Raw genomic sequence first — 17,287 nt, forward strand, 5'->3', positions numbered from 1 at the left:
CTGTTATCTCCGTAAACAGCCCCTCTTAAAATAAAAAACTTTCAATCCGGCGGAAAGAAAGACAGGAACTGCATGTAGCCCTTATCTTTCAAAATGGAATACATTTTGCTGGAAGTAGCACCTTACACATTGTGCAGGTTGCCGGGCTTCATAGGACCAGTCCCTCAGCCGCTCTTGATAAGTTTTTCAGATTTGTAGTAAATTTTAGCACAATTCTAACATAAGTCAACCCGAGTTTTTTTATAGGATTAATAAAAAAACAGACCCAAGGGCCTGTTTTCAATCGTGGCAAGGCATTAAAGCCCTTCACAATACTGAAATTTATTTTTTAATTTTTAAACCAATCTTTTGACTCGGGATTCATTTTCCATGTTTGCAGCTTCTTCAGGTCATCTGAATGAATATTTCCATTCTCAAGTGCAACCTCTGTCAGTGTGTCATAATCAGTTAACGAGTAGTATGGAAGATCAGCCTCAGCAAACGCTTCCTGCGCTTTAGGAAGTCCATACGTAAAGATTGATACCACACCAAGCACTTCACAGCCAGCGGTTTTCAGAGCTGCTGCAGCTTCGAGTACGCTGCCCCCTGTGGAAATTAAATCTTCTATGACAACTGTTTTTTGGCCTTTTTGAACTGCACCCTCAATTTGATTGCCTTTTCCATGTGCTTTCGGTTTGCTTCTCACATAACACATCGGCAGGTTCAAACGGTCAGCCGCCAATGCCGCATGAGGGATACCTGCTGTCGCTGTTCCTGCGATCATCTCAGCTTCCGGGAAATGCTCCTGGATAAGCTTGCTGATGCCTGCAGCAACATCATTTCTTACCTCTGGGAAAGAAAGGGTAAGGCGATTGTCACAGTAAATTGGCGATAAAATGCCGCTCGCCCATGTAAACGGCTCATTCGGGCGTAAAAATACAGCTTGAATGTCTAATAGATGTTTTGCGATGATTTGTTTCATTGTTTGATTCCCTCCCATTCGAGTTTGACAGCTTCATAGGCTTTTAGCGGATTTAGAGCTTTTGTAATAGAGCGTCCCACAACAATTGCTGATGACCCTTTTTCTCTTGCTATAGAAGGCGTTGCAACGCGGACTTGATCATTCGCAGTGTCTGCTGACATACGGATACCCGGAGTCACCGTCAAAAACGACGGCGACACTGCTTCGTAAATGGCTTTTGCTTCATGAACAGAGCACACCACTCCATCAAGTCCGCTATTCTCCGCCAGTTTGCTGTAGTGCACAACCGTGTCGATGAGAGGCTTTCTGATGAGCAGCTCATCCTTCACCATTTGTTCAGATGTGCTTGTCAGCTGGGTTACCGCAATAAGTGACGGACGTTGTTTTCCTGCCGGCGTGCCTTCCTCTAAGCCTTCCAGGGCTGCTTCCATCATTTTTTTGCCTCCGGCTGCGTGAACATTGACGAGATCGACTCCAAGGCAGGCAAGACGCTTCATTGCTTTATTCACCGTGGTCGGAATGTCATGGAGCTTTAAATCTAAAAAGATCTCACAGTTTCTTTCTTTTAATTGTGCAATGATAGCCGGGCCTTCTTGATAAAAAAGCTCCATTCCAACCTTCACAAATAACGGTTCTTTGTGAAAAAGCGCTAAAAATGACAGTGTTTCTTCAGCTGATGCAAAATCAAGCGCGATGATGGGCAGGTTGTTTTTCATGCTTCCAGCTCCTTCCGATGCATTCTTCAACAGATTCATAGCCGTATCGGCGTAAAACAGCTGGGAGCTGTTCAATGATGTCAGGGCATGCGAAAGGATTCACGAAATTTGCTGTTCCGACAGCGACCGCACTTGCTCCAGCCAGAAGAAATTCCAATGCGTCTTCGGCCGTCTGAACGCCTCCCATCCCGATAATCGGAATGCTGACAGCCTGGCTGACCTCATACACCATGCGGATGGCAACAGGCTTTACAGCAGGACCCGAAAGCCCTCCAGTTTTATTGGCTAATATTGGCTTGCCTGATTTTAAATCGAGCCTCATGCCGATTAATGTGTTGATCATCGTTAGACCATCCGCACCCGCCTCTTCGATCGCTACCGCAATTTCTGTGATGTTTGCCACATTCGGAGAAAGCTTCACATATACAGGCACATCTGACACTTTTTTAACAGCCTTCGTCAAATCAGCAGCCATGGCAGGATTTGTGCCAAAAGCAATTCCGCCTGTTTTGACGTTCGGACAGGAAATGTTCAATTCAAGCGCATGGACATTAGGCGCTTTGCTGATATGTTGTGCGACTTCAACATAATCCTCGACCTGTGAGCCGGCGACATTGGCAATAATAGGCGTATCAAATTGCTCAAGCCATGGCAGCTCATTTTCTAAGACGCTTTCCAGCCCTGGATTTTGCAGACCGATCGCATTGAGCATTCCAGCGCCAGTCTCAGCTACCCTAGGTGTCGGATTCCCGAAGCGGGGCTCCTTTGTCGTAGCTTTGATCATGATTGCTCCGAGACAAGACAAATCATAAAAACGCGCAAACTCTTTTCCAAAACCGAAGCAGCCTGATGCGGGAATGATCGGATTTTTCAAATCCAGACCCGGCAATTTCACCTCTAGCATTACAGCGCCACCTCCTGAGCTTTAAATACAGGTCCGTCAAGACATACCTTTACATAGGATGTCTCACTTTCGTTTGTATGGCACACACAGGCGAAGCATGCACCGATACCGCAGCCCATTCGTTCTTCCATGGAAATGTAAACCTCTTTGTGGGCGTATTCTTGTTTGAGCGCCTTTAGCATCGGTGTCGGCCCGCAGCTGAGGAGAATGTCAAATTCAAGATTTTTTTGTTTGATGACATCTGTGACAAACCCGGTTTCCCCGTAGCTTCCGTCAGCTGTTGCTACATATGTGTCGCCGTACTGTCGGCATTCTTTTTCGTAAAAAACATCCTTTGCCGATTGGAATCCTAAAACGTGTATGACCTTTACGCCTTTTTCCTTTAAACGTTTCGACAGTTCTTGGAGAGGCGGGACTCCTACACCGCCTCCTACCAGCAAAGCCGTCTTTCCGGGTTGGACTTCATCTACTGGAAAGCCATTGCCCAAAGGCCCGAGGACATCCACGAGATCTCCCTTCTGCTTCAGCGACAAGAGTCTTGTTCCTTCCCCATCTACTCGATAAATCATGGTGACTTCATTTTTTTCAAAGTTAACATCAGCAATGCTGATTGGTCTTCGCAAAAGAGGCGTAACCGCTTCGCTCACTTTCAGATGAAGGAACTGTCCCGGGACAGTAAACCCTTGGACAAGCTCCCCTTTTAGAACCATTTGATACACCCGGTCTGCAATTTGCTGGTTAGCACACACCGTCAAATACGCTTTTTTCATATAGTGATTGCCGCCTCCTGATTTGTGTTGATTGCCGGCATTTGATCGGCACGGAACGTCATGCTTTCCAGCACCCGCAAAATGGCTTCTGCCGTATCTAAAGATGTTAAGCAAGCAACACCGTTTTCTACTGATTCACGTCTGATTCTAAATCCGTCTCTTGCCGGCTGCTTTCCTTTTGTCAGCGTATTGATGACAAACTGGGCTTCTCCGTTTCTGATCACATCAAGCAAGTTCGGGCCGTCCTGACCGATTTTTCCGACGACCTTCGCTGGAATTGACGCTTCCTTGAGATACCCCGCCGTTCCTTCGGTCGCTAAAATGTTATACCCGATCGCATGGAATCGTTTAGCGATGGCAAGCCCTTCTTCTTTGTCCTTATCAGCCACTGTTAAAAGCACGGAACCGTAGTTAGGAATTTGAATTCCTGAAGCTATCAGCGCTTTATAGAGGGCCTTTTCAAGAGTGGAATCTTTGCCCATGACCTCTCCTGTTGATTTCATTTCAGGCCCTAACGTAATGTCCACTCTTCTCAGCTTCGCGAAGGAGAAGACCGGCGCTTTTACAAATACGCCCTGCTGTTCAGGCTGCAGGCCTTCATTGTAGCCAAACTCAGCCAGCTTTTGCCCGAGAATGACTTTTGTCGCGAGGTTCGCCATCGGAATGCCCGTGATCTTGCTTAAAAACGGCACCGTTCTGCTTGATCTCGGATTGACTTCAAGCACGTATACTTCACCTTGTGACAGGACGAATTGAATGTTGAGCAAGCCGACAATGTTCAGCCCTTTCGCGAGTGCGATCGTATATTGTTCAATTTTTTTCTTAATGTCTTCCGTCAGAGACTGCGGCGGATAGACCGCGATGGAGTCTCCGGAGTGCACGCCCGCACGCTCAATGTGCTCCATGATTCCCGGAATGACAACGGTTTGGCCGTCAGACACCGCATCCACTTCGATTTCTTTCCCAGTCAGATATCTGTCAATTAAGACTGGATGCTGCGGATTGATTTTGACTGCGTTTTTCATGTAATGAAGCAGCTCTTCCTCATGATAGACAATTTCCATCGCCCGTCCGCCAAGCACATATGAAGGGCGCACCAGTACCGGATAGCCGATGTTGCTTGCGATGTTTACCGCCTGATCAACCGATGTCGCAGTTTTGCCAAGCGGCTGCGGCACTTGAAGTTCTTCCAGCGCCTGTTCAAACTTATCCCGGTCTTCCGCACGGTCTAAATCTTCTAATGACGTTCCAAGGATTTTGACTCCGCGTGCAGAAAGTTCGTCAGCAAGGTTGATTGCAGTTTGTCCGCCAAATTGCACGACAACGCCCATCGGCTGTTCGAGGTCAATGATATGCATGACATCTTCGATCGTAAGCGGTTCAAAGTACAGCTTGTCTGAGATACTGAAATCGGTCGACACGGTTTCCGGGTTATTATTGACGATAATTGCCTCATAACCTGCTTGTTTAATTGCCCACACAGAGTGAACCGTGGCGTAGTCAAATTCAACCCCCTGGCCGATTCGAATTGGGCCGGAGCCAAGTACGATCACGCTTTTCTTATCTGTAACAACAGATTCATTTTCTTCTTCATATGTGCTGTAGAAGTATGGCGTTTCTGATTCGAATTCCGCCGCGCACGTATCCACCATTTTAAATACCGGTGCGATTCCCGCTTGTTTTCTCATGCTGTAAAGCTCAGATTCTTTCATTTTCCACTCGCGGCTGATGTACTTATCAGAAAATCCGAGTTCTTTTGCCTGTCTCAGCACATCTGTATCGCCCGCATTTGCTTTCAGCTCTTTTTCAAACTGAACGATTCCGAACAGCTTATGCAGGAAAAAGAGGTCGATGGCAGAGAATTCATGAAGCTGCTCAACTGTGTAGCCCCTTCTGTACGCTTCAGCCAGGTAGAATAAACGCTCGTCTCCGGCTTTTTTAATCCGCTTCTCGAGAAGCTCGTCTGAAATATCAGCGGCATCTTTTAATTCAAGATGATACACATCAGCTTCCAGTGAACGCACAGCTTTCAGCAGCGATTCTTCAAGCGTGCGGCCAATCGCCATTACCTCTCCCGTCGCTTTCATCTGAGTGCCGAGCCTTCTGTTTGCTGATTCAAACTTATCAAATGGCCAGCGCGGTATTTTAGATACGACATAGTCCAGCGCTGGTTCAAACGCTGCATATGTCTTACCTGTCACCGGATTCATCATCTCGTCTAATGAAAGGCCGACGGCGATTTTAGCTGCGAGCTTTGCGATCGGATAGCCTGTCGCTTTTGATGCAAGGGCAGATGAACGGCTGACACGCGGGTTCACTTCAATGATGTAGTATTGGAAGCTGTCTGGATCTAAAGCGAGCTGTACATTACATCCGCCTTCAATTCCAAGCGCACGAATCAGTTTTAAAGATACATTCCGGAGGAGCTGATATTCCCGGTCGCTGAGCGTTTGGCTCGGTGCGACGACAATACTGTCTCCTGTATGGATTCCGACCGGATCAATGTTCTCCATATTACAAACGACAATCGCATGATCTTGGCTGTCTCTCATGACTTCGTATTCGATTTCTTTGTAGCCGGCAATGCTTTTTTCAAGCAAACATTGGTGAACCGGGCTTAATTTTAAGCCGTTTTCTACAATTTCTTTCAGCTCAGCTTCGGTGGAGCAAATCCCTCCGCCTGTGCCGCCTAATGTATATGCAGGGCGGACAATGACAGGAAATCCGATTTGGCTGACGAAATTCTCCGCTTCTTCTAGCGAGTGAATGATCTCACTTTCAGGGACGGGTTCATTCAGCTCATTCATTAATGTTCTGAACAAGTCACGGTCCTCAGCTTGCTGGATTGCAGAAAGCTTTGTGCCGAGCACCTCAACGCCGCACTCCTCCAGCACACCTTGCTCAGAAAGCTCAACCGCAAGATTCAAGCCTGTTTGCCCGCCGAGTGTAGGAAGAATGGCGTCAGGACGTTCTTTTCTGATGATCCGTGTCAGAAATTCAGATGTCAGCGGTTCGATGTAAACCCGGTCAGCCATTTCTGTATCAGTCATGATCGTCGCAGGATTTGAGTTGACAAGAATAACCTCATAGCCTTCTTCTTTTAATGCAAGGCAGGCTTGAGTTCCCGCATAATCAAATTCAGCTGCCTGACCGATGATAATTGGTCCTGACCCAATTACTAAAATTTTGTTAATGTCTACGCGTTTTGGCATACCGCTTCCCCTTCTTTCTCTGTTGTTTCGATCATTTCGATAAATCTGTCAAATAGATGATTAGCATCCTCAGGACCGGGTGATGCTTCCGGATGATATTGAACCGTAAATGCCGGCAGTGTTTTGTGTTTCAGCCCTTCAATCGTATCGTCGTTTATCGCGATGTGTGTGACTTCAAGCTCTGTTTCATTAATAGATGAAACTGTATAGCCATGGTTTTGGGATGTTAAGGCAACTTTTCCGGTTGCAAGCTCTTTTACCGGATGGTTAGAGCCCCTGTGACCGAATTTCATTTTTTCAGTATCGGCTCCGCACGCCAGCGCAAATAATTGGTGGCCGAGACAAATTCCGAATAATGGCACTTTTCCAAGAACACCTTTTATCATTTCAATTGCTTCAGGTACATCTTTCGGGTCACCAGGTCCGTTAGAAAGCATGATGCCGTCTGGCTTCAGCTGAAGGACTTCTTCTGCTGTTACATTGTAAGGCACAACAATGACGTCACATTTCCGTTTGTTCAGCTCTCTTAAAATGCCGTGCTTCATGCCAAAGTCCACCAAGACAATGCGTTTGCCTCTTCCCGGACTAGGGTATGCTGTTTTGGCTGACACTTGGGATACTTGATTTCTCGGCAGTTCAGTTTCGTTCAGTCTTTTCAGTACTTCTTCGATATCTTCATCAGGTGAGGCAAACGTTCCTTTTAGCGCGCCGGCCGTGCGGATCATTCTCGTCAGCTTTCTTGTATCAATTCCTTGCAGTCCCGGAATGTTTTTCATTTTTAAATACTCATCCAATGTGTAAGCTGAACGCCAGTTGGAAGGCAGTTCACATAATTCTTTCACAATCAATCCTTTAACAAAAGGCGTAATAGATTCAAAGTCATCACGGTTAATGCCGTAATTTCCGATAAGCGGATATGTGAACGTAACGATCTGCCCGCAATAAGAAGGGTCTGACAAAATTTCCTGATAACCAGTCATACCTGTATTGAAAACGACTTCTCCCATGCTGTGCTCCAAGCTCCCGAAGGCTTTCCCCTCAAATACCGCTCCGTTTTCCAGTACTAATCGTCTTTTCATTTCACAAGTCTCCCTTCTTCATAAGCAAGCGTTCCTGCTGCAATTGTAGCGACTGGCCAGCCGCTGCAGTTAAGGCCGTTAAATGGTGTGTTTTTACCTTTAGATAAGAATGTTTCTTTGTCTATAACTGCTTCTTTTTCCAAATCGATTAATGTGATGTCAGCTGCTTGTCCCGTTTTCAGTGTTCCATATGGGAGACCAAACGCTTCGCAAGGCTTGATTGTCATATAATCAATCAGCTGTTTCAGCGTCCAGCTGCCGTTTTTAACAAAATGTGTGTAAAGAAGCGGGAACGCTGTTTCCAAACCGACAATTCCGAACGGCGCCAGCTTCATTTCTGTGTTTTTCTCTTCTTCTGTATGCGGCGCATGGTCGGTTGCTATAAAGTCGATCGTTCCGTCTAAAAGTCCTTCAATCAGTGCATCTCTATCTTCCGCACCGCGCAGCGGCGGGTTCATTTTATAGTTTGTATCCAGCCCGGGAATGTCTTCATCACAAAGCAGTAAATGGTGAGGTGAAACTTCTGCTGTGACCCGAATTCCCGCTTTTTTCGCATCACGCACGACTCTCACAGATTCTTTCGTGCTGATATGGCATACATGGTAATGGCAGTTTGCCGCCTCAGCCAGTAACACGTCACGGGCAATATGAACCGATTCACACACAGAAGGAATGCCGTTAAGCCCGTTCGCTTTTGAAAACGTCCCCTCATGGACGCTGCCTCCGTAAATTAAGGAGTTATCCTCGCAATGTGCGACAATCGCTTTGTCAATCGCGGCTGCGCGTTTCATTGCTTCATACATCATTCCTGCTGTCTGTATACCGACGCCGTCATCTGTAAATGCAAATGCCCCAGCTTCTTTTAATGCTTCAAAGTTTGTCATCTCATCGCCAATTTGTCTGATCGTAATAGATGCATAAGGAAGGACTCTGACGCATGATGTTTCTTTAATGCGGTTTTGCATCCATTCCATCTGCTCCTTCGTATCAGGAACCGGCCGTGTATTCGGCATAGCTGCTACTGTTGTATAACCGCCGCGCGCCGCTGCTTTTGCGCCTGTTTCAATGGTTTCTTTTTTCTCTCCGCCAGGCTCTCTAAAGTGTACATGGAGGTCAACAAACCCCGGTGAAACGAGCAATCCTTTCGCGTCAATAACCGTTTCTCCATCTGTTGCATCAAGCTTGCCGATTTCTGAGATGACCTCTCCTGTCACTCGAATATCCTGTTCTGTTTTTTCACCATTTTCGTTAAGTATCCAGCCGTTTTTAATGAGATATGACATACGCTGCTTCTCCTCTTTTCGCATTGGTTTGTAAGGCTCGCTGTAACACTGCCATTCTGATAAATACGCCATTTTGCATTTGTTTGAAGATTCTTGATTTTTTACTTTCTACTAAGCTGTGATCAATCTCCACTCCTCTGTTCACAGGCGCCGGGTGCATAATAATCGCATGCTGCTTCATACGTTCAGCCCGTTCTACAGTCAAGCCGAATTCATTTAAATAGCCTTCCTGGCTGACAGCTGACTGATGTCTTTCATTTTGAATACGCAGCAGCATGACAACATCCGAAGTCTCTACTGCTTCATCCATTGGGACATACGCGCCAAACGTATTTTCTTCATCCTGCCATTCCGGCGGACCGGAAAACAGAACGCGGGCACCGAGTCTTGTCAACACTTCAGCATTAGACCTCGCGACTCTGCTGTGCTTAATGTCGCCGTGAATGGAGACGGTAAGACCTTTGAACGTATTGAATTCTTCATTGATTGTCATTAAATCAAGCAATGATTGTGTCGGATGCTGGCCGCACCCGTCTCCCGCATTCAGAACCGGGATATTTACATGTCCGACAAGCTCTTTGTAGTACTCATCCTCACTGTGTCTGATGACACACGCGTCAACACCGATTGATTCGAGCGTTCGAATTGTGTCATATAAGGTTTCGCCTTTTTGTACGCTGGTGCTTGTTCCGTCAAGATTCAGGACATTCATGCCCAGTTTCTTTTCAGCTACCTCAAAGCTGAATCGTGTTCTGGTGCTTGGTTCAAAAAACAGATTCGCTGCAAATTTACCTGTCAGCTGATGGTCTGTTTTTCCGTTTTTAAGGTCTTGAGCAGTTTGAAGCAAGTCTTTGATTTCCCCAGTGCTGAGTTCACTCATCGTCGTTAAATGCTTCATTTTCTTTCCCCTCTCATTTCAACTTGTTTAAGGCTGAAAAAACCCCGGTCTTGGATAGACTCGGGGTACGGTTAAATAGAGGAGCAGCGTGAAGCTTTCTTCTCTTTATAACCCTTCCAAGCCTCTCTGGACTTTCATTAAAAGGTTTAAATATGATGTTGTTCGGATGTGTCTGCCTGTTCTTCCTTCGCTTGCGGAAGAATCAGGTTTAAGACGACACCTACAATTGCCGCAAGCGCCATGCCTGACACTTGGAATCCTCCTTCAGACACCTGAATAAATGCGCCGCCTACGCCGATTACAAGGATGACTGATGTGATGATGAGGTTTCTGTTATTTTCATAATCAATTTTGTTGTCAATCAGCATTCTCAAACCGCTGGAAGCGATGATGCCGAACAGCAGAAAGGAAACGCCTCCCATAACCGCTGACGGGACTGAACTGATAAGCGCAGATATTTTGCCGATGAAGCCGAAACAAAGGGCAATCACTGCCGCGCCTCCGATAACAAAGACGCTGAACACTCTCGTAATGGCCAGTACGCCAATGTTTTCTCCATAAGTTGTTGTAGGCGGGCCGCCAATCAAGGAAGCAAGGATTGTGGCCGCGCTGTCGCCCATTATTGAGCGATGGAGACCCGGTTTTTTAATGAAGTCTTGTCCTACAACTTTGCTCAGCACCATCTGGTGGCCGATATGCTCTGACATGGTAACAAATGCGACAGGGACCATTGCTGCGGCGATGCCAAGCGTCACTGACGGTGTATAATCTTTAAACGGGATGATAAATTCAGGAACTGCAAACCATTTCGCGTCAAGCACCGGCTGGAAGTTGACAATTCCTTGAGTCAAGGCAAACAAGTATCCGCCGATGATTCCGATCAAAACCGGGATTAAGCTTAAGAAGCCCCGCAAGAAAATCGCGCAAATGATCGTGATCGCTAAAGTGACACCTGCAACACTGAAATGTTTTAAGCTGTAAACCAGCTCACTGGCATTCGGATCAGCATACATGGCCATATTTACCGCTGTGCCGGCCAGACCCAGTCCAATGACGATAATAACCGGACCTACGACGACAGGCGGGAGAAGCTTCATCAGCCAGCCTGTTCCGAGCTGTCTGATCAGCAAGGCAATCAGCCCGTACACAAGCCCTGCCAGAAACGCACCAATCATTGCCGCTCCGGGTCCGCCGGTCGCTTTTACCAAGATGATCGGAGAAATAAAGGCAAAGGATGAACCGAGATACGCTGGTATTTGTCCTTTCGTGATCAGAAGGTAAGCAAGTGTTCCGATACCGCTCGTCACCAATGCAACAGCAGGACTCATTCCGACCAGCTTCGGAACCAAAATCGTTGAGCCAAACATCGCGAATAAATGCTGCAGGCTGAACGAAACCCAAGAGAAAGGTTTCGGGATTTCCCTGACTCCTAAATTAACTTTTTTCTTACTCATGATGATTTCCCCCTGATTGATGACTTTTCATATTAGGATGACTTAATAACTGTATAAAAAAACCTCTTTGCTGTTTTTACGCAAAGAGGCATACAAAGACCGGCCGCATACTTTCGGGGCTTCGCTGTGCACCTCTTTGCAACCTCTCTGGATTGCGTTTAAAAAGGTGATACATTATTCATTTTCATAAATGGCGACGAGATCGTTTTTGTCAACCTCATCAAGCTGAACCATAACCTTTTCAGCTTTTGAAGTCGGGATGTTTTTCCCGATGTAATCTGCTCGGATCGGCAGTTCTCTGTGTCCTCTGTCAACAAGCACAGCCAGTTGAATCGAGGAAGGTCTGCCTACATCGACAAGGGCGTCCATTGCGGCTCTGACCGTTCTTCCTGTGTAAAGAACATCATCTACGACAATTACTTTTTGATCTGTGATGTCTACCGGTATATCTGCACCTTTCACAAGCGGTTCTTCATTGCTCGTTTTTTTGGATAGATCGTCTCTGTAAAGGGTGATATCAATTTCTCCAACCGTTACAGGATTCCCTTCAATCTGTTCTATCCGTTCGGCGAGGCGTTTTGCCAAGTAAATGCCTCTTGTCTTGATACCGACAAGGATGCAGTTGTTCATCCCTTTATTGCGTTCAATCATTTCGTGAGCAATTCTGGTCAGCGCACGTCTGATTGCCTGTTCGTCGAGAATGACAGCTTTTTGATTCATTATGTGACACCTCACAGTTCATTTAGAAGAAAAAACCCCTCTTGCCATTGGCAGAGAGGGGTTTTAGGACAAGGTGCGTGCATATACACGTATCCCGTCAATCCGTTATCCTTCTCAGCCTCTCTGGACTGTTTTAAAGAATCTATTCAGCTTCGTTTATTATTTCAAAAAAGAGATGCCCTGTCAACGGGTTTTTCTCAAATTTTCAATTAAAGCAGACATATCCTCAGGAAGCGGTGCTTCAAATTCAATATATTCGTCAGTGCGCGGATGCTGAAAACCTAAAATTCCGGCATGAAGCGCCTGTCCGTTAAAATCGATCGTTTTTCTCGGCCCGTATTTCGGATCTCCCGCTAACGGGAATCCGATATACTTCATATGCACACGGATTTGGTGCGTTCTTCCTGTTTCAAGCTGGCATTCCACAAGCGTAAACTCCTGGAAGCGGTCAAGAACATGAAAATGAGTGACGGCGTTTTTTCCATCACGTGTTACAGTCATGCTTTGCCGATCTTTCTTATCCCGCCCGATCGGCGCATCAATTGTACCGTCATCGTGAGAAATAAGCCCATGGACAACTGCCGTATATTTCCGCGTAACCGTTTTGTTGACCAATTGGTTTACAAGTGACTCGTGCGCCATATCATTCTTCGCCACCATTAATAAGCCAGACGTGTCCTTATCGATTCTATGGACAATCCCCGGGCGCATCACGCCATTTATTCCGGATAGGTCCGTACAATGAGCCATAAGGCCGTTTACAAGTGTACCCGTAAGATGCCCGGGAGCTGGGTGCACAACCATTCCGCGAGGTTTATTGACGACCAGCACATCCTGATCTTCATAGTAAATATCCAGATCCATAGGTTCTGCCAGCACGTCGAGCGCTTCAGGCTCAGGCACAGTGACGGTCACCTGATCCCCCGGCTGAATTTTATAATTCGATTTTACAGGGCTTCCGTTCACGACAACTTGTCCGTCCTTCACCCATAGCTGCACCTGGGTTCTCGACCAACCATTTTCAGTCGATGCCAGAAATTTATCAATCCGCTCACTTTTTTGTTCTTCTGAAGCGGTTATGTCAAATTGATTCATGCTATTGCTCCTTCTTCTTTTTCCCGCTGTCCAACAGCATTTGTATAAATAAAAGCATTACGCCGACACATAATGAAGAGTCCGCGATATTAAAAATCGGATAATTGTAATTGACGATAATGACATGGATAAAATCCACCACTTCCTGTCTGACAGCCCGATCGATAAAATTGCCGATGGCGCCGCCAAGCATGAGTCCAAGGGAAACACCAAGAAGCTTTTGCCCTTTCGTATAACGCTGTATGTAATAAACAATACCAATAATGACTGCAGTTGTGATGAGGTAGAAAAACCACATCTGACCGGCTAGTATCCCCCACGCCGCACCCGTATTGCGATGGGAGGTGATATAGAATACCTGATCAATGATCGGTATGCTTTGTCCAAGTTCCATGTTCTTGACGACAAGCCATTTTGTCAGTTGATCAGCTGCGATAATAAGTAGTGCGATAACGTAATACAGCACAAACGTTCCTCCATTATACGGTTACTTTAGTCCATTATGCATTTTATCAATAAAAAGCACTGGAGTAAAGAAATATCAGCTCTATACAGACTTAATCGGAGAGGCGCTGTTATTCATACAGCGCCTGATCATATTCGATATCAGTTGATTTCCACAGAGGAAGTGTTTTTTTTTCAAATTGGACTGAATACAGAAAATCATTTGCTGTTCGCGCTGTCGGCAGCACAGCCAGCTTTGAAAGAGGGATGGGAGCTCCAGTTTCTTCACAGTATCCGAATGTGCCGTCCTCAATTTTCGACAATGCGAGAAGAACGTCTTGAAGCTCTTCTTTAATATGATAGATCAGAGTTGCTTTTTGTTTATGATTGATTGCTGCTTGCGGGCTTGTTGAAACCTGAAAGCAAGAATACTCAAATAATCTCGACTGTAATTCTTCTTTCATCAGAAGAAGTTCCGTATAAATTGCGGTCAGTTGATCATTCATTCATCACAACTCCTGCTCTTAACGTAATACCTATATTGTTACCTGTGAATGATGATCTAAAGCCCATAAGATTTTTCCTGCCATTCTAAACGATGTCACTCTTGGCACAAAAAAGGCCCGGCTTTTGCGCCGGGCTCTTTTCATTAGTTCTGATAATACTTTTCAACGATTTCAGCGTTGCGCAGTGACAATGTAGGATATTTCGGGTTCGCACCTACATCTTTAGAAATCACACGGGATCTCTCACACATTTCGCCTTCAGCTTTCTCGACAGCGATTTTCCCTGTCTCAAAGCTTTGCGCATCGTTTGGCGCTTCATTTTCTTCGCTGATGGTTAATTCAGAAACAATAAACAGCTGAGAAAGATTTTCTTTAATAGAAGCTAATAGCTCTTTGTTTTCTTTATTCGGATACAATTTCAGGCTTGCTTCCAATGATTTACCGATGATTTTTTCATTTCGTGCTGTTTCTAACGCTTTTAGCACATCATCACGAAGAGACATAAAACGGTCAAACTTATCTTCTGTCGCTTCGCTGTTTGGAACCGCAATCGTTTCCGGCATGTCTGTCAGCTGAACGCTCTGCTCGTCAACAAATGTTAAGTGGGACCATAATTCGTCAGCGGTATGAGGCAGAATCGGTGCTGTAAGCTTCACTAACGCAAGCAGCGTTTCATAGAATACAGTCTGCATGCTGCGTCTATCCGGATGATCCGCATGCTCAATGTATACAATATCCTTAGCGAAATCCAGATAGAATGAGCTTAATTCAATTGTACAGAAATTATGGATGCTGTGATACACAACCGCAAACTCGTATTCGTCATACGCTTTTTTCACTTTATCAATCAGTTTGTTTAGCTTAATCAGCATATACTGATCGACTTCACGAAGATCTTCAACAGCCACCGCGTTTGTTTTTGGAGCAAAATCGAACAGGTTGCCGTGAAGGAAACGGAACGTGTTGCGGATTTTACGGTATACTTCAGCAACCTGCTTCAGAATCGCATCAGACACGCGAACATCCGCCTGGTAGTCAACAGAAGACACCCATAATCTCAAAATGTCGGCGCCAAGCTGTTTCATGACTTTTGCTGGAACGACGACGTTACCGATGGATTTACTCATTTTGCGTCCTTCTCCATCCAGTGCAAACCCATGGCTGAGCACACCTTTATATGGCGCTTTTCCTGTTACGGCTACTGCTGTTGATAGAGATGAGTTAAACCAGCCCCGGTATTGGTCAGAGCCTTCAAGGTATAAATCAGCCGGCCGAACGAGATCCTCGCGTTCTTCAAGCACCGCTTGGTGGGAAGAACCAGAATCAAACCAAACATCCATGATGTCCTGTTCTTTTGTAAAAGTGCCGTTCGGGCTTCCAGGATGCGTAAAGCCTTCCGGAAGAAGATCCTTCGCTTCTTTTTCAAACCAAATGTTTGAGCCATGTTGTCTAAACAATTCTGAAACGTGCTCAATCGTTTCATCTGTAATGATTGGCTCGCCGTTTTCAGCATAAAATACCGGAATCGGCACACCCCATGCACGCTGTCTGGAAATACACCAGTCTCCGCGGTCACGAACCATGTTGTGCAAACGCTGCTCGCCCCATTCAGGAACCCATTTGGTTTCTTTAATGGCATCCAGCAGGTCTGATCTGAAATCTTTAATAGACGCAAACCATTGCGCAGTTGCTCTGAAAATGGTTGGTTTCTTTGTTCTCCAATCGTGCGGATAGGAGTGTGTAATGAATTCAAGCTTCACGAGCGCGCCTTTTTCTTCGAGCTGCTGTGTGATCACTTTGTTTGCATCATCATAGAACATACCTTCAAAGCCAGGAGCTTCGCTTGTCATCACACCTTTTTCATCAACCGGACAAAGGACGTCTAAGCCGTATTTTTGGCCAATGATAAAGTCATCTTCCCCATGTCCAGGTGCTGTATGAACACAGCCTGTTCCGGCGTCAGTTGTCACGTGATCGCCAAGCATAACGAGTGAATCTCTGCCGTATAGCGGATGTTCAGCGATAATATTTTCGAGATCTTTTCCTTTGATCGTTCTTGTCACTTCATACTGCTCAAAGCCGCATGCAGAAGCTACAGCTTCAACCAGTGCACTTGCTACAACAAAGCGGTCATCACCGACTGCAATCACGCTGTATTCCAGATCAGGATGAACTGAAATGCCGAGGTTTGCAGGAATCGTCCAAGGCGTTGTTGTCCAAATGATGATGCGCTCGCCGTTTTCAAGCACGCCTTTTCCGTCTTTCACGCCAAACGCAACGTAAATAGATGCTGAGCGTTTGTCTTGATATTCGATTTCCGCTTCAGCTAAAGCAGACTCACTTGAAGGTGACCAGTTAACCGGTTTAAGGCCTTTATAAATATAGCCTCGTTTTGCCATTTCACCGAAAACGCGGATCTGCTGCGCTTCATACTCCGGTTTCAGTGTCACATATGGATTTTCCCAGTCGCCGCGGACTCCAAGACGCTTGAATTGCTCGCGCTGACCTTCAATTTGCTTCCATGCATATTCTTCGCATAGCTTGCGGAATTCAGCTACTGACATTTCTTTGCGGTTCACTTTTTTATTTTTTGTAAGAGCTGTTTCAATCGGCAACCCGTGTGTATCCCAGCCCGGTACATACGGTGCGTTGTACCCGCTCATTGATTTGTAGCGGACGATGAAGTCCTTTAAAATTTTGTTAAGCGCGTGGCCCATGTGGATATCGCCGTTTGCGTACGGAGGCCCGTCATGTAAAACAAATTTAGGGCGGTCTTTCGTCCGTTCCTGTACTAGACTGTAGATATCCTGCTCCTCCCATTTCTTTTGCATGTCAGGCTCACGGTTTGGCAAGTTGCCTCGCATCGGAAAATCTGTTTTCGGCATTAAGAGCGTGTCTTTGTAATCCATTTTCATTCCTCCACCAATTTTTTCAGAAAATAAAAAAAGCCCTCTCATCCCATAAGGGACGAGAAAGCTTATCTCGCGGTACCACCCTTTTAGAAAAAGCCAGGCTTACGCTTTTTCCTCTCGAGCATCGTAACGTGATGAACGTCCTAACCTACTGTGAGTTCAGAAAGGAAACTTAAGGGCTGATCTACATGATTCCGGCCATCCCGGACTTTCACCATCTCCGGGTCGCTATGAAGGCATGATGGAAACATGACTGTCCCTTTCAACCGTCTTTTCATCTGAATTTATGAACGTATTATATTCGACAAGCTAAGAAAATGTCAAGGTAATCAG

The 17,287-nt window shown here is 45.9% G+C and carries 14 protein-coding genes, 1 riboswitch and 1 other annotated feature; all 14 genes read right to left on the minus strand.

Translation table 11 applies throughout. The features are described from left to right. Positions 1-78: 78 nt before the first annotated feature. Positions 79-184: riboswitch (SAM riboswitch) on the minus strand. A gap of 144 nt (positions 185-328) precedes the next feature. Beyond that, on the minus strand, positions 329-961 hold the full coding sequence (pyrE, locus tag LNN34_RS07725) for an orotate phosphoribosyltransferase (RefSeq protein WP_059292811.1): 633 nt from the start codon (positions 959-961) through the stop codon (positions 329-331). Next, positions 958-1,677, minus strand: coding sequence for an orotidine-5'-phosphate decarboxylase (gene pyrF, locus LNN34_RS07730; protein WP_199397607.1), 720 nt, complete (start codon positions 1,675-1,677; stop codon positions 958-960). The genes pyrE and pyrF overlap by 4 nt, the downstream gene beginning before the upstream one ends. Beyond that, positions 1,646-2,581: a dihydroorotate dehydrogenase gene (locus LNN34_RS07735; RefSeq protein WP_069486510.1), complete on the minus strand. Its 936-nt coding sequence runs from the start codon at positions 2,579-2,581 to the stop codon at positions 1,646-1,648. Before LNN34_RS07735 ends, pyrF begins: the two co-directional genes overlap by 32 nt. Continuing rightward, positions 2,581-3,351: a dihydroorotate oxidase B electron transfer subunit gene (pyrK, locus tag LNN34_RS07740; protein WP_024121343.1), complete on the minus strand. Its 771-nt coding sequence runs from the start codon at positions 3,349-3,351 to the stop codon at positions 2,581-2,583. Before pyrK ends, LNN34_RS07735 begins: the two co-directional genes overlap by 1 nt. Continuing rightward, the gene (gene carB, locus LNN34_RS07745) at positions 3,348-6,563 is read right to left on the minus strand and encodes a carbamoyl-phosphate synthase (glutamine-hydrolyzing) large subunit (RefSeq protein ID WP_099042929.1); all 3,216 of its coding nucleotides are present in this window, start codon (positions 6,561-6,563) and stop codon (positions 3,348-3,350) included. The genes pyrK and carB overlap by 4 nt, the downstream gene beginning before the upstream one ends. Further along, positions 6,548-7,642, minus strand: a complete 1,095-nt coding sequence (locus LNN34_RS07750; protein WP_217827039.1) for a carbamoyl phosphate synthase small subunit — start codon at positions 7,640-7,642, stop codon at positions 6,548-6,550. Before LNN34_RS07750 ends, carB begins: the two co-directional genes overlap by 16 nt. After that, positions 7,639-8,925 (minus strand): dihydroorotase, encoded by a 1,287-nt coding sequence (locus tag LNN34_RS07755; protein ID WP_229043061.1) that lies wholly within the window; start codon positions 8,923-8,925, stop codon positions 7,639-7,641. Before LNN34_RS07755 ends, LNN34_RS07750 begins: the two co-directional genes overlap by 4 nt. Then, positions 8,909-9,823 carry an aspartate carbamoyltransferase catalytic subunit gene (locus tag LNN34_RS07760; RefSeq protein ID WP_059292817.1) on the minus strand — a complete coding sequence of 305 codons (915 nt, stop codon included), beginning with the start codon at positions 9,821-9,823 and terminating at the stop codon, positions 8,909-8,911. The genes LNN34_RS07755 and LNN34_RS07760 overlap by 17 nt, the downstream gene beginning before the upstream one ends. 146 nt (positions 9,824-9,969) lie before the next feature. Continuing rightward, positions 9,970-11,277 carry a uracil permease PyrP gene (gene pyrP / locus LNN34_RS07765; protein ID WP_059292818.1) on the minus strand — a complete coding sequence of 436 codons (1,308 nt, stop codon included), beginning with the start codon at positions 11,275-11,277 and terminating at the stop codon, positions 9,970-9,972. A 174-nt stretch (positions 11,278-11,451) separates the two neighbouring features. Continuing rightward, a complete protein-coding gene (pyrR, locus tag LNN34_RS07770; protein WP_024121338.1) occupies positions 11,452-11,997 on the minus strand; it encodes a bifunctional pyrimidine operon transcriptional regulator/uracil phosphoribosyltransferase in 546 nt (181 codons plus the stop codon). Positions 11,998-12,180: 183 nt separating this feature from the next. Beyond that, entirely contained in the window at positions 12,181-13,092 is a 912-nt protein-coding gene (locus LNN34_RS07775; RefSeq protein ID WP_044155962.1) for an RluA family pseudouridine synthase, read from the minus strand. A 1-nt stretch (position 13,093) separates the two neighbouring features. Continuing rightward, positions 13,094-13,558 (minus strand): signal peptidase II, encoded by a 465-nt coding sequence (lspA, locus tag LNN34_RS07780; RefSeq protein ID WP_010334181.1) that lies wholly within the window; start codon positions 13,556-13,558, stop codon positions 13,094-13,096. A 109-nt stretch (positions 13,559-13,667) separates the two neighbouring features. Beyond that, positions 13,668-14,042, minus strand: a complete 375-nt coding sequence (ylyA, locus tag LNN34_RS07785) for a sporulation-related RNA polymerase-binding protein YlyA (protein WP_024121336.1) — start codon at positions 14,040-14,042, stop codon at positions 13,668-13,670. 143 nt (positions 14,043-14,185) lie between these two features. After that, positions 14,186-16,951: an isoleucine--tRNA ligase gene (gene ileS, locus LNN34_RS07790; RefSeq protein WP_229043062.1), complete on the minus strand. Its 2,766-nt coding sequence runs from the start codon at positions 16,949-16,951 to the stop codon at positions 14,186-14,188. A 51-nt stretch (positions 16,952-17,002) separates the two neighbouring features. After that, positions 17,003-17,230 (minus strand) — a binding site (T-box leader). Positions 17,231-17,287 lie beyond the last annotated feature (57 nt).

It is taken from the genome of Bacillus sp. AF23 (assembly GCF_020861455.1).
GTDB classification, from domain to species: Bacteria; Bacillota; Bacilli; order Bacillales; family Bacillaceae; genus Bacillus; species Bacillus halotolerans.

What these genes read in the sequence shown, in the direction of transcription:
- pyrE (WP_059292811.1), bottom strand. Translation starts at nt 961, where the DNA reads ATGAAACAAATCATCGCAAAACATCTATTAGACATTCAAGCTGTATTT.
- pyrF (WP_199397607.1), bottom strand. Translation starts at nt 1,677, where the DNA reads ATGAAAAACAACCTGCCCATCATCGCGCTTGATTTTGCATCAGCTGAA.
- LNN34_RS07735 (WP_069486510.1), bottom strand. Translation starts at nt 2,581, where the DNA reads ATGCTAGAGGTGAAATTGCCGGGTCTGGATTTGAAAAATCCGATCATT.
- pyrK (WP_024121343.1), bottom strand. Translation starts at nt 3,351, where the DNA reads ATGAAAAAAGCGTATTTGACGGTGTGTGCTAACCAGCAAATTGCAGAC.
- carB (WP_099042929.1), bottom strand. Translation starts at nt 6,563, where the DNA reads ATGCCAAAACGCGTAGACATTAACAAAATTTTAGTAATTGGGTCAGGA.
- LNN34_RS07750 (WP_217827039.1), bottom strand. Translation starts at nt 7,642, where the DNA reads ATGAAAAGACGATTAGTACTGGAAAACGGAGCGGTATTTGAGGGGAAA.
- LNN34_RS07755 (WP_229043061.1), bottom strand. Translation starts at nt 8,925, where the DNA reads ATGTCATATCTCATTAAAAACGGCTGGATACTTAACGAAAATGGTGAA.
- LNN34_RS07760 (WP_059292817.1), bottom strand. Translation starts at nt 9,823, where the DNA reads ATGAAGCATTTAACGACGATGAGTGAACTCAGCACTGGGGAAATCAAA.
- pyrP (WP_059292818.1), bottom strand. Translation starts at nt 11,277, where the DNA reads ATGAGTAAGAAAAAAGTTAATTTAGGAGTCAGGGAAATCCCGAAACCT.
- pyrR (WP_024121338.1), bottom strand. Translation starts at nt 11,997, where the DNA reads ATGAATCAAAAAGCTGTCATTCTCGACGAACAGGCAATCAGACGTGCG.
- LNN34_RS07775 (WP_044155962.1), bottom strand. Translation starts at nt 13,092, where the DNA reads ATGAATCAATTTGACATAACCGCTTCAGAAGAACAAAAAAGTGAGCGG.
- ylyA (WP_024121336.1), bottom strand. Translation starts at nt 14,042, where the DNA reads ATGAATGATCAACTGACCGCAATTTATACGGAACTTCTTCTGATGAAA.
- ileS (WP_229043062.1), bottom strand. Translation starts at nt 16,951, where the DNA reads ATGGATTACAAAGACACGCTCTTAATGCCGAAAACAGATTTTCCGATG.